14 protein-coding genes are annotated in these 11,762 nt (G+C 71.1%); 9 read left to right on the top strand and 5 right to left on the bottom strand.

Translation table 11 applies throughout. The features are described 5' to 3' along the window. The first annotated feature begins 1 nt into the window (after position 1). From era to recO, 3 genes are read left to right on the top strand one after another with little or no spacing between them, the layout of a single operon-like run. Positions 2-910 carry a GTPase Era gene (gene era / locus BMY07_RS10685; protein WP_092777363.1) on the top strand — a complete coding sequence of 303 codons (909 nt, stop codon included), beginning with the start codon at positions 2-4 and terminating at the stop codon, positions 908-910. Position 911: 1 nt separating this feature from the next. Continuing rightward, the gene (locus tag BMY07_RS10680) at positions 912-1,214 is read left to right on the top strand and encodes a DUF2752 domain-containing protein (RefSeq protein ID WP_092777011.1); all 303 of its coding nucleotides are present in this window, start codon (positions 912-914) and stop codon (positions 1,212-1,214) included. 10 nt (positions 1,215-1,224) lie between these two features. Then, a complete protein-coding gene (gene recO, locus BMY07_RS10675; protein WP_092777361.1) occupies positions 1,225-1,968 on the top strand; it encodes a DNA repair protein RecO in 744 nt (247 codons plus the stop codon). Here the strand turns inward: recO and BMY07_RS10670 are convergent. Beyond that, a complete protein-coding gene (locus BMY07_RS10670) occupies positions 1,965-3,497 on the bottom strand; it encodes an Ig-like domain-containing protein (protein WP_092777009.1) in 1,533 nt (510 codons plus the stop codon). The genes recO and BMY07_RS10670 overlap by 4 nt on opposite strands. Positions 3,498-3,574: 77 nt before the next feature. Then, positions 3,575-4,816 carry an Ig-like domain-containing protein gene (locus BMY07_RS10665; RefSeq protein WP_143073432.1) on the bottom strand — a complete coding sequence of 414 codons (1,242 nt, stop codon included), beginning with the start codon at positions 4,814-4,816 and terminating at the stop codon, positions 3,575-3,577. 167 nt (positions 4,817-4,983) lie between these two features. Here BMY07_RS10665 and BMY07_RS10660 point away from each other — a divergent pair, with 167 nt between their 5' ends. From BMY07_RS10660 to BMY07_RS10645, 4 genes are all read left to right on the top strand, one after another. Next, entirely contained in the window at positions 4,984-5,832 is an 849-nt protein-coding gene (locus tag BMY07_RS10660; RefSeq protein WP_092777357.1) for an isoprenyl transferase, read from the top strand. Beyond that, positions 5,829-6,266 (top strand): hypothetical protein, encoded by a 438-nt coding sequence (locus BMY07_RS10655; RefSeq protein ID WP_092777007.1) that lies wholly within the window; start codon positions 5,829-5,831, stop codon positions 6,264-6,266. Before BMY07_RS10660 ends, BMY07_RS10655 begins: the two co-directional genes overlap by 4 nt. Positions 6,267-6,440: 174 nt before the next feature. After that, positions 6,441-7,463, top strand: a complete 1,023-nt coding sequence (locus BMY07_RS10650; RefSeq protein WP_092777005.1) for a permease — start codon at positions 6,441-6,443, stop codon at positions 7,461-7,463. Then, a complete protein-coding gene (locus BMY07_RS10645; RefSeq protein WP_092777003.1) occupies positions 7,463-8,296 on the top strand; it encodes a TIGR03943 family putative permease subunit in 834 nt (277 codons plus the stop codon). Before BMY07_RS10650 ends, BMY07_RS10645 begins: the two co-directional genes overlap by 1 nt. On the opposite strand, the gene BMY07_RS10640 is transcribed toward BMY07_RS10645, so the two are convergent. The 3 genes from BMY07_RS10640 to BMY07_RS10630 form a co-directional block, all read right to left on the bottom strand. Next, positions 8,293-8,706 carry a Fur family transcriptional regulator gene (locus BMY07_RS10640; protein WP_092777001.1) on the bottom strand — a complete coding sequence of 138 codons (414 nt, stop codon included), beginning with the start codon at positions 8,704-8,706 and terminating at the stop codon, positions 8,293-8,295. The two genes, BMY07_RS10645 and BMY07_RS10640, sit on opposite strands and share 4 nt — an antisense overlap. Further along, positions 8,703-9,095 carry an ArsR/SmtB family transcription factor gene (locus BMY07_RS10635; RefSeq protein ID WP_092776999.1) on the bottom strand — a complete coding sequence of 131 codons (393 nt, stop codon included), beginning with the start codon at positions 9,093-9,095 and terminating at the stop codon, positions 8,703-8,705. The genes BMY07_RS10640 and BMY07_RS10635 overlap by 4 nt, the downstream gene beginning before the upstream one ends. A 91-nt stretch (positions 9,096-9,186) precedes the next feature. Next, complete coding sequence (locus BMY07_RS10630; protein ID WP_245782308.1) at positions 9,187-9,441, bottom strand: hypothetical protein; 255 nt, start codon at positions 9,439-9,441, stop codon at positions 9,187-9,189. Between the two features lie 381 nt (positions 9,442-9,822). Between BMY07_RS10630 and BMY07_RS10625 the strand changes: the two genes are divergently transcribed. Next, the gene (locus BMY07_RS10625; RefSeq protein ID WP_245782307.1) at positions 9,823-10,203 is read left to right on the top strand and encodes an antibiotic biosynthesis monooxygenase family protein; all 381 of its coding nucleotides are present in this window, start codon (positions 9,823-9,825) and stop codon (positions 10,201-10,203) included. A gap of 98 nt (positions 10,204-10,301) precedes the next feature. Continuing rightward, complete coding sequence (locus BMY07_RS10620) at positions 10,302-11,687, top strand: glycine--tRNA ligase (protein ID WP_092776994.1); 1,386 nt, start codon at positions 10,302-10,304, stop codon at positions 11,685-11,687. Positions 11,688-11,762: the final 75 nt, after the last annotated feature.

Genomic DNA, 11,762 nt, shown 5'->3' with positions numbered 1-11,762 from the left:
GGTGACAAGCACCGCGCAGGGCCATCGTTCCGGATTCGCCTGCTTCGTCGGCAGGCCCAACGCGGGGAAGTCGACGCTGACCAACGCGTTGGTCGGCAGCAAGGTCGCCATCACCTCGAGCAAGCCGCAGACCACCCGCCACGCCATCCGCGGCATCGTGCACCGCGACGACGCCCAACTCGTGATCGTCGACACCCCCGGCCTGCACCGGCCGCGCACCCTGCTCGGCCAGCGGCTCAACGACATCGTCCGGGAGACCTGGTCGGAGGTCGACGTGGTCGGCTTCTGCGTGCCTGCCGACCAGAAGGTGGGACCGGGGGACCGGTTCATCGCCGCCGAGCTGACCAAGGTCGCCAAGCGCACCCCGGTCATCGGCATCGTCACCAAGACCGACCTGGTGTCCGCCGACCAGGTCGGCGAGCAGCTGCTGGCGCTGCAGGAGGTCATGGAGTTCGCCGAGCTGGTCCCGGTGTCGGCGGTGGACGGGTTCCAGGTGGCCACCCTGACCGACCTGCTGGTGGCCAGGATGCCGGAGGGCCCGCAGCTCTACCCGGGCGGCGAGCTGACCGACGAGCCGGAGACCACGCTGGTCGCCGAGCTGATCCGGGAGGCCGCGCTGGAGGGCGTGCGCGACGAGCTGCCGCACTCCATCGCCGTCACCATCGAGGAGATGGTCCCGCGCGAGGGCCGCGACGACATGATCGACGTGCACGCGCTGCTGTACGTGGAGCGCTCCAGCCAGAAGGGCATCGTGCTCGGGCACCGCGGCGAGCGGCTCAAGCACGTCGGGTCGACCGCGCGCCGCCAGATCGAGGTCCTGCTCGGCACCCGGGTGTACCTGGACCTGCACGTCAAGGTCGCCAAGGACTGGCAGCGCGACCCCAAGCAGTTGCGCCGCCTCGGGTTCTGACGTGGACTGGCCGGTCTGCCCGATCAAGGCGCTGACCGGCCTGTGCTGCCCCGGCTGCGGTGGCTCCCGGATGGCGCTGGCCCTGCTCGACGGCCGGTTCGCCGACGCGGTCCGGTACAACGCCGTGGCCCTGGTGTTCGTCGCGCTGTACGCGTGGGTGGCCGTCGCGTGGGTGCTGCGGCGGGTCCGCGGCCGCGCGGTGACGACCTGGCTGGACCGGCCGTGGGCGCGGGTGGCCGCGGTGGCGGTGCTGGTGCTGTGGTCGGTGGCGCGCAACGTGCCGGGCACCGGGCTGTACGTGTGAGAATGTGCCGGTGAGCCTGTACCGCGACACCGGTGTAGTGCTGCGCGTGCAGAAGCTCGGCGAGGCGGACCGGATCATCACGCTGATCACCCAGAAGCACGGCAAGGTCCGCGCCGTGGCCAAGGGTGTGCGCCGCACCACCTCCCGACTCGGCGCCCGGGTCGAGCCGTTCGCGCACGTCGACGTGCAGTTCTACACCGGCCGCACGCTCGACGTGATCACCCAGGTGCAGACGCTCGACGCGTTCGGCGCGGGCATCGTCGGCGACTACCAGCGCTATACCGCCGCCTGCGCGGTGCTAGAGACCGCGGACCGGATGTCGGCCGAAGAGGGCGAGCCGGTGCTCCGCCTCTACCTGCTCGTCGCGGGCGCACTGCGCGCACTGGCCGATGGGGAGCGTGACGCGTCCCTGGTGCTCGACGCGTTCTTGTTGCGCGCCATGGCCTTCGCGGGTTGGTCGCCTGCCATCACCGAGTGCGCCCGCTGCGGCGACCCGGGCCCGCACCGCGCGTTCAGCGTCCACGCGGGAGGGTCGGTCTGCCCCCGGTGCAAGCCACCGGGGTCGGTCAGCCCGCCGATCGAGGTGCTGCGGCTGATGGACTCCCTCGCCAACGGCAGGTGGGACAGCGCGGAAGGCACCGGCGAGTCGACCCGCCGGGAGGTCAGCGGGCTGGTGGCGGCGCTGTTGCAGTGGCACCTGGAACGCCAGTTGCGCTCCCTGCCGCTGGTCGAGCGCCGCCCCTTCCAGCCCTAGATCGCGGTGAGCGTCAACGTCGCGGAGTAGGTCCCCGCCACGGTGGACGTCGGCACGGCGAGGGAGAGGTCAGCGGTCAGCCGCGCCGTCCCGTTACCGCCCAGCGGCGCCGCCAGCGCCATGCTCCGCGCCGACACGAGCCCCTGCCCCGACCCCGGCGTGGCCCCAGGCGCGATGGCGTTCGCAGTCGGCACGGCGGACCCGGGGAACACGGCCTGCACCGGGGACTTGTCGAGCAACCGGGGCGACCACCCGAGATTGGCGCCGTTGATCCGATTCGGACCCGACGCGAAATCGCTCACCTGCCCGGAGACGTTCCACCCCGGGTTGCCCGCACGGGTGTCGATGACCGTCACCGGGTTGAGCACCCCGCTCGTCACCAACCGCCCACCATCCGGAGTCATCACCGGCGACGGCAACACCACCTCCCGGTTGTCCACACTGATCAGCAACGCACCGGGTAGCACTGTCGTGGAGATGTTCTCGGTTGCACTATCGGCGATCCCCACCACATCGACGGCGATAGGCGGGGACACCTGAGTGGAGAAGATGGTGTCGTTGGGATGAAGCCGCGCGGTGAGCGTGTGCCTCCCGAGAGTGAGGCGGTCGGTGACTCCGGTGACGACGCCGTTGGTCACCGGTCGCGGATCGGTGATGGAGGTGTTGCCGTCGAAGAACTGCACGCTGCCGGTGATGTCGAGCGGTGCCGTCGTCGCGGTGAGCGTGACGGGACTCCCTGGCGTGACCCGGTTCCCAGGGGACACGGAGAACGCGATTCCCGGTACGGGATAGACCTGATGCCCGACCGGTGACGACGTGGAACCGGAGAACAGCGGTCGGTCACCGGTGAAGGTCGCGGTCAGCGCCAACACCCCCACCGGCAACGCGGTCGTGGTCAGGTCCGCGCGACCGCCGGAGACCCGGGCGGTCCCCACCACCGCGCCGTTGCTGCGGAAGGTGACGAGCCCGGTCGCGTTCACCGGGTACACGTACGCGGACAGGGCGATCGACGTGCCCCGCGCGCTCCTGGCCGCCGGGTAGGCGGACACGGCCGTGTACGTCTGCTCCGCCACCTGGACGATGTACTCGATGGGCGAGGCGAACTCGACGTCCACGGTGAACGTGCCCAGGACCGTGGCGGTGAACGACTCGCGGCAGGTGAGCACGACGGTGTAGCCGCCCGCCGTGATCGTTGTGCCGTTCGCCGCCGCGATCTCCCGGAACGACCGGTCCTGCGGGGCGAAGAACCCGCCCAGCGTCGAGAGGCCGACGTTCGTCGGGTCCGTGGCGCGCAGGCCGTTGCTGAACCCACCCGGCCCGTACACGGTCAGGTCCCAGACATCGGTTCCCTGGGGACACCCGGACTGCGTTTGGTAGACCTGGGTCGTGGTGTCGGTGCCGCTGGACCGGTTGACGGACAGGCCACCGAGCGTTCCGCTGGGCCGTTCCGCCTGTGCCGACGCGGTGCCCACCACGCCCACTGTCGCCACCGCGATCACCGCGGCGGCAAGGATAGTGCGAACGCGCATTTCGTTGAGCCCCTTCTTTCGTTCTCATCGTTGAGATCGAGCAAGGACCGAAGGCGCAGGGTTCGGGGGTGGAGCCCCTAGATCGCGGTGAGGGTGAGGATCGCGGTGTAGGTGCCCGCGACGGTGGACGTGGGGACCTTGAGCGCCAAGAGGGCCGTCATGGTCGCTGTTCCGTTGCCGTGCGCGGCCGAGGCGTCCGCCAAGGTGCGGGCGGCGGCGAGCCCTCGGTCCGCTGGGGGGACAGCGCCGGGTTCGATGGCCTCTGCCGGGGGAACGGCGTTGCCGACCCGGACGGACTGGGCCGCGGCCGAGCTCACCAGCCCCGGTACCCACCCGAGGTTGGCGCCGTTGATCCGGTTCGGGCCCGCGGTGAAGTCGCCGACCTGACCGGAGAGGGTCCACCCCGGGTTGCCCGCGCGGGTGTCGATGACGGTGATCGGGTTGAGCTGACCGGACGTCGTCAGCATCGACCCGTCCGGCAACATCACCGGCGCGGGCAGGACGACGCCCTGGTTCGGCACGCTGACCAGCAGTTCGCCCGCGAGCACCTCGGTGCTGATGTTCTGCCTCGCCGTCGCCACCGCGCCCGAGGTGACCTGCAGGACCAGCGAGGTCGACGCACTGGGGCCATCGATCAGGTCGTACGGGGCGAACCGGGTGGTCAGGGTGTGCACGCCGGGGATGAGCGCGCTGGTGGTGACCGCGTAGGGCCCACCCGGGTACGGCATCTGCGAGCTGATCGGTGTGGCGCCGTCGAAGAACTGCACGGTCCCACTGATGTCGGCAGGTCCAACCTGCGCAGACAGCGTCACCGGGCTGCCTTCCGCGACAACGTCACCTGGCGCGATCGCCATAGCGATGGTGGGCGCGGTTGGAGACCGTACCCAGCTGTTCGGGTTGAGGAAGACGATGTCGACCCGGAACACGCCAAGCACCTCGCCCGAGAACGGGTCGACGCACCGCGCGGACACGGTGTACTTGCCTTGCAGGGTGGTGCCGTGCGCGGTGGCGATGTAGCGGAACGTGTCGTTCTGCGCGATGAAGAACGGTGCCGAGGTCGACACCTCCACGTCGTTGAGCGGTTTGGCGACCGCGCTGGTCAGCCCGTGGCCGTCGATGACGATGTCGGAACTCATCGTGCCGACCGGGCACGGCCCCGAGGTCCGGTACCACGGCGCCGCGTCGGCGGTGCCCGACGTCGGGAAGTCCCGCAGGGTCCCCACCACCGGCGGCCCCGTGGGCGCGGCCGCCGCGGTGCCCGTGACGACCATCCCGGCCACGAGTACCGCCAACGCCAACAAGATGTGCCGAACCCGCATGCCCCGTCGCCCCTTCGTGCCGCTCTCACCGGGGACGTCGCGGGCGAGGTGTACCGGAGCGCACCCGGAGGTGAGCGGTGGACGAACTGGGGCGCCCCGTGCCCGGCGGGGGGCGCCGGTAGCATTTCCGACCGGCTTGGCCGATCCCGGTGGAGGTGTGTGTGGCGATGTTGCGGCGGCGGCGGACCAGCAGGTCCGATGCGGGGCGACCGGTCGCCCCACCCGAGCCGCACCCCTCCGGCGCGCGCCCGCCCGCGATCCCGCTGGAGTTCGTGCCCAAGCACGTGGCGATCGTGATGGACGGCAACGGGCGGTGGGCCAACCAGCGCGGGCTGACCCGGGTCGAGGGCCACAAGCGCGGCGAGGCCCAGGTCGTCGAGGTGGCCCGCGGCTGCATCGACCTCGGCGTGCGGTGGCTCTCGCTCTACGCGTTCTCCACGGAGAACTGGCGGCGCAGCCCCGAGGAGGTCCGCTTCCTGATGGGCTTCACCCGCGAGGTCATCCGCGGCCGCACCGACGAGCTCGACGACATGGGCGTGCGGGTCCGCTGGGCCGGGCGCAGGCCGCGGCTGTGGCAGAGCGTCATCAAGGAGCTCGAGGTCGCCGAGGAGCGCACCGCGGGCAACACGGTGCTCAACCTCGCCATGTGCATCAACTACGGCGGCCGCGCCGAGATCGGCGACGCCGCCCGCGAGATCGCCAGGCTCGCCGCGGCAGGCAAGATCAACCCGGACAAGGTCGACGAGCGCACCGTCGCCAAGTACCTCTACCAGCCGCAGATGCCCGACGTGGACCTGTTCATCCGGCCCTCCGGCGAGCAGCGCACCTCGAACTTCATGCTCTGGCAGTCCGCCTACGCCGAGCTGGTCTTCCAGGACCACCTGTGGCCCGACTTCGACCGGATCCACCTGTGGGAGGCGGTCGAGACCTACGCGCGCCGGGACCGCCGCTTCGGCGCGGCCGCCGACTCCGCCGAGGTCGCCGCCAGGCTCGCCGACGAGAAGGGAACCGCATGAGCACCGAGGTCGCCGAGCTGGTCGACCGCGCCCGCCGGGCGCTGGAGAGCTACCACGACGTCGAGGTGGACCCCGACGGCGCGCTGACCTTCCGGCACGGCGACGTCCCGTGCGCGGTCCAGGCGATGGAGCTGGCCGAGGGGCTGACCGTGCTCAGCCTGACCTGCGTGGTCGCCTGGGACCTGCCCGACGACCGCGACCTCGCGGTGTCCGCCGCCGAGCGCGCGGGCCAGGGCCTGTTCGGCACCCTGGGCGTCGTGCACACCGAGCGGGGGATGGACGTGACGCTGCGTTACGCCGCCCCGGCCGAGGGCCTCGCCCTGCCCGCGCTCGGCACCCTGCTCATGCTGGTGGTCTCCACCGCTTCCCAGTTGCGCGGTGAACTGCTGGGAAAAGCCGCTGAACACAGTTCAACCCCGGCCGCTGGCAACTGATCGTCTTCCTGGCATCATCTGCCGGGTGAGCCACCCGCCGCAGCCGAGCCCCGTGCGCGCACGGTCACCACTGGCCGTTGTCGCCCAGTGGGTTGATTCCCGCGCCGCGCGCACCACCCGCGCCGGTTTGTGTGGGTTGATGGACCTCCCACCGGCCACCGCGGGAGGAGCCCGATGAGCACGCGGACCGCGGTCGAGCCGGAGCCGGGCGGCACGGCGCCCGAGCCCAAGCGGCGGGTCACCTCGCTGGAGGTGCTCTGCGTCGTGCTGGTCGTCGCCCTGCTGGCCCAGGGTCGGCTGGTCGACTGGCTCGACGTCCCCGCCATCCAGACCGGCGCCACGATCTTCGTCGCGGTGTGCGTGCAGGCGCTGCCGTTCCTGGTGCTCGGCGTGCTGATCAGCGGCGCCATCGCGGCCTTCGTCCCCGCCTCGGTGCTCAACCGGCTGCTGCCCAAGCGCGAGTCCATCGCCGTCCCGATCGCCGGGGTGGCCGGGGTGGCGCTGCCGACCTGCGAGTGCGCGGCGGTCCCGGTGGCCAGGCGGCTGATGCAGCAGGGCGTGCCCACCTCGGTCGCGCTGGCGTTCCTGCTGGCCGCGCCCGCGGTGAACCCGGTCGTGCTGGTCGCCACCAACGTCGCCTTCCCGAACAACCCCGGCATGGTCGCCGCCCGGCTGGTCGGGTCGCTGGCCACCGCGGTGGTCATGGGCTGGCTGTGGGCCAGGTTCGGCAAGGCCGAGTGGATCATCGAGCGGGCGCTGCGCAGGCTGCCGGAGCCGGACGGGCGCTCCCGCTGGCGGCTGTTCTTCGAGACCTCCCGGGCCGACCTGGTCGACGCGGGTGGGTTCCTGGTGCTGGGCGGCCTCACCGCCGCGGTGCTCAACGTGGTCATCCCGCGCTCCTGGGTCGACACCCTGGGCGAGCAGGTCGTGGTCGGGGTGCTGGTGATGGCCGCGCTCGCGGTGGTCCTGGCCCTGTGCAGCGAGGCGGACGCGTTCGTCGCGGCCTCCATCTCGGGCATGCCGCTGCTGCCCAAGCTGGTGTTCCTGGTGGTCGGCCCGGCCATCGACGTGAAGCTGTTCGCGCTGCAGGCGGGCACCTTCGGCCGGGCGTTCGCGGTCCGGTTCGCCCCGGCAACCCTGGTGGTGGCGATGGCCTGCGCGGTGCTGTCCGGTCTGATCTTCCTCGGGGGTGCGTGATGCGGCGCGAGACGCAGAACATCCTGCTCGTCCTGGTCGGCGGCGCGCTGCTCAAGATCAGTTTCACCGGCGCCTACCTGCAGTACGTCAAGCCCGCGCACCAGTTCTGGCTCATCGGCGGCGGCGCGGTGATGGTCGCGCTCGCGGTGATCTCCATCGGCCGCGACCTGCTCGCTCCCCGCCGGGTTGTCCCGGCGGCTTCTGTGGACGCGGACGATCGAGTGGACGCGGTGGTGGGCTCGGATGAGGCTCACGCGGGCTCCTCGGATCACGACCACGACGCCGCGGGGCATGACCACGACGACGCGGACGGGACGCACAACCACCCGGCCCGCAGCGCGTGGCTGCTGCTCCTGCCGGTGCTGGCGATCTTCCTGATCGCCCCGCCCGCGCTCGGCGCCGACTCGGTCATGCGCGGCGACAACCGGGCCGCCGCCAGCCGCGCCGCGGGCTCAGACGGGATGGTCGCCTTCTCGCCGCTGCCCGCGGGCAGCTCGGTGCCGGTGCCGATGAGCGAGTTCGCCGCCCGCGCCGCCTGGGACTCGGGCAACTCGCTGGACAACCGCGACGTCCAGCTCGCCGGGTTCGTCGTCGCCCAGGACACCGAGGTCTACCTGGCCCGCCTGTCCATCGCCTGCTGCGCCGCCGACGCGTTCCCGGTCAAGGTCCGGCTCACCGGCGACGGCGTCGCGGGTCTGACCAACGACACGTGGCTGCAAGTGGTCGGCCGCGTCCAGCCCGGCACCGCGACGAAGGAGAACGACTACGTCCCCACCCTGACCGTGTCCTCGATCACCGAGATCCCGCAGCCGGAGAACCCGTACGAGGGCTAGCCGGAGCAGGCCGCGCAGGTCCCGAAGATCTCCACGGTGTGGCTGACCTGCGCGAACCCGTTCTCGGCCGCCACCTTCTCCGCCCACCGCTCCACCGCGGGCCCCTCGACCTCGACGGTGTGCCCGCAGGTGCGGCACACGAGGTGATGGTGGTGGTGGCTGGAGCAGCGCCGGTAGATGGCCTCGCCGCTGTCGGTGCGCAGCACGTCGATCTCGCCGGCGTCGGCCAGCGACTGCAGGGTCCGGTAGACGGTGGTCAACCCGATGCCCTCGCCGCGTTTGCGCAGCTCCTCGTGCAGCTCCTGCGCGGAGCGGAACTCGTCGAGCTGGTCGAGCAGCTGGGCGACGGCGGTCCGCTGGCGGGTCGACCGCCTGCCGGGCACCGTCGCCGATGTTCGATCCGTCGTCACCGGTCGCCTTCCTCCACGTGGGCAACTGCGTCGACGACGATATGCGACAGGTGCTCGTCCACGAGGCGGTAGACCACCTCCCGACCGTGCCGCTCGCCGTAGACCACCCCGGCGGACTTGAGCACCCGCAGGTGCTGGCTGATCAGCGGCTGCGCCACCCCGAGCGAGTCCACCAGCTCGTGCACGCACCGGTCCGCGGCCCGCAACTCCAGCACGATGGCGATCCGCACCGGCGCGGCCAGCGCGCGCAGCAGGTCCCCGGCGGCCCCGAGGGTCACCGCGGGCCTGCGGTGCGCGGGGTCCGGCGCCGGACGCCCGGGTGAGTGGTCGTGCTGCTCGGCGGCGACCTGGAGCTCGTGCGACGCGGTTTCCGAAGTCACGGTCGACATCGGTCCTCTCCTCGTCCCGGAGGCAGGCGGCCCGACGGGGTGATGGTTACCGTGTTCATCTTAGGCGCTCCCGGCCCTGATAGCGGCGACCTCACAGCACCGAGACCGCGATCCCCACCACCAACCCGAGCACCAACACCCGCCCGAACCGCTGCGCGGGCGCCAACACCCGCCAGGTGGCGGCCAACAACACCCCCACCCCCACCGCGAGCACCCCGAGCAGCAACGCCCCCACAACCCCGCGCACCACCACCCCCGCCACGAACACCCCCACCACAACCCCGAACACCACCACCGGCGGAACCTTCGCCAACGGCCCCGCCCCACCCAGCAACGGAGCCCTCATCGACCGCCTACCCCGCACAACGCCCTCCCACCACTAGCCACCAGGCCCCGCATCCTCGCACCGCCCCCCACCCCGCGCGCGCTCCCGCCCCTAGCCGCGCCGGACCACCCAACCCTGCACTGGCCCGTACCCAGCCCTCAGCGAACCGCTCGCTCCCACACCGGGTGGCGACTCGCACCCATCTGCTCCCCGCACCCACCCCAGCCCTCCGGAGCGGCCAGCCCTGGGGCGTCCGCCGCACCCGCGTTCGGGTGCGCCACGCCTCGTGGTCTGCCGTGGCCGCGACCTGACCGGGGATCTCCTGGCCGTGGGGTGCTCGTGGTGTCGGGTTGTGGTCTGTGCTCTGATGCTCGTCCTCGATGTTCTCCTCTCGGAAGGTTCGTGCCCGTGCTGCTGATCGCCAGGTTCACCGCCGCCGAGGTGGAGCCGTTCGTGGAGCGGGTGCGGGTGGCCCTGGAGTTGTTGTTGGCGCAGCCGGGGTGTCAGCGGGCGTTGCTCGCGCGGTCGACCGAGGCCGCTGACCGGTGGGTGCTGACCGTCGAGTTCGCGTCGGTGTCGGCCTACCGCAGGGCGTTGTCGCCATTCGACGTGCGGACGCACGTCATCCCGCTGTTGGCCGAGGCCGACACCACCGAGCCTGCCGCCTACGAGGTGGTGCTGGAGGGCCAGCCCGGCGAGGTCCGCCACCACGTGAGCCTGCTGGCCGCCGACGCCGACACCGTGCGCCTCGGGGAGGCGTCCGGCCTGACCACCGCCCGCTGATCACCCGTCCCCCGGACGGACCAGGCCGGGGTGCGGACTACGCTGGTCGCCTCGCCCTTGAGTTCCCGACAGCCTTTGAGTTCCCGACAGGAGGGGTCGTGGCAGCCGACCGGATCGAGACCGTCGTCAGCCTGTGCAAGCGCCGTGGTTTCGTCTACCCGTCCGGGGAGATCTACGGCGGTACGCGCTCAGCCTGGGACTACGGACCCCTCGGCGTCGAACTCAAGGACAACATCAAGCGCGCGTGGTGGCGCAGCGTCGTCCAGGGCCGCGATGACGTCGTCGGCCTCGACTCGTCGGTGATCCTGCCCCGACAGGTCTGGGCGGCCTCGGGCCACGTCAACGCCTTCCACGACCCGCTCGTCGAGTGCACCTCCTGCCACAAGCGCTTCCGCTCCGATCAACTCGTCGAGGAGTACGCCGCGCGCTCGGGCAAGGAGGTCGCCGAGAACGACCTGTCCGACGTGCCCTGCCCGAACTGCGGCAACCGCGGCCAGTACACCGAGCCGCGCGAGTTCAACATGATGCTCAAGACCCACCTCGGTCCGGTGGAGACCGACGAGGGCATGCACTACCTGCGCCCCGAGACCGCGCAGGGCATCTTCGTGAACTTCCTCAACGTGCAGACGACCTCCCGCCGCAAACCGCCGTTCGGCATCGGCCAGATCGGCAAGTCGTTCCGCAACGAGATCACCCCGGGCAACTTCATCTTCCGCACCCGCGAGTTCGAGCAGATGGAGCTGGAGTTCTTCGTCGAGCCGGGCACCGACGACGAGTGGCACCAGTACTGGATCGACGAGCGGACCCGCTGGTACACCGACCTGGGCATCGCCAAGGACAACCTGCGGGTCTACGAGCACCCGGCCGAGAAGCTGTCGCACTACTCGAAGCGGACCGTCGACATCGAGTACCGGTTCGGCTTCGGTGGTCAGGAGTGGGGTGAGCTCGAGGGCATCGCCAACCGGACCGACTTCGACCTGACGACGCACTCCAACCACTCCGGTGTGGACCTGTCCTACTTCGACCAGGCCACCAACTCCCGCTATCGCCCGTTCGTCATCGAACCCGCCGCCGGTGTCGGCCGCCCGATGATGGCGTTCCTGCTGGACGCCTACGTCGAGGACGAGGCCCCCAACGCCAAGGGCGGTGTCGACAAGCGCGTGGTGCTCCGCCTCGACCGCAGGCTCGCCCCGGTCAAGGTCGCCGTCCTCCCGCTCTCGCGCAACGCCGACCTCTCACCGAAGGCCCGCGACGTCGCCACTGCCCTGCGCAAGCACTGGAACGTCGACTTCGACGACGCGGGTGCCATCGGCCGCCGCTACCGCAGGCAGGACGAGATCGGCACGCCCTTCTGCGTCACCGTCGACTTCGACTCCCTCAACGACCAGGCCGTCACCATCCGCGAACGCGACACCATGTCGCAGAACCGCGTCTCCATCGACAACCTCGAGTCCTACCTCGCCTCCCACCTCATCGGCTGCTGATACCCCTTCCCACTTCTGCTGTCCGATCTGCTCCTCTCCACGTGGTGTTCCGCTTGCGTACCCCGGTGGTGCTCG

Origin of the sequence: Actinokineospora terrae, assembly GCF_900111175.1 — a bacterium.
GTDB lineage: Bacteria > Actinomycetota > Actinomycetes > Mycobacteriales > Pseudonocardiaceae > Actinokineospora > Actinokineospora terrae.
The sequence above is the reverse complement of the archived record's forward strand: the minus strand, read 5'-3'. Positions and strand labels throughout refer to the sequence as shown.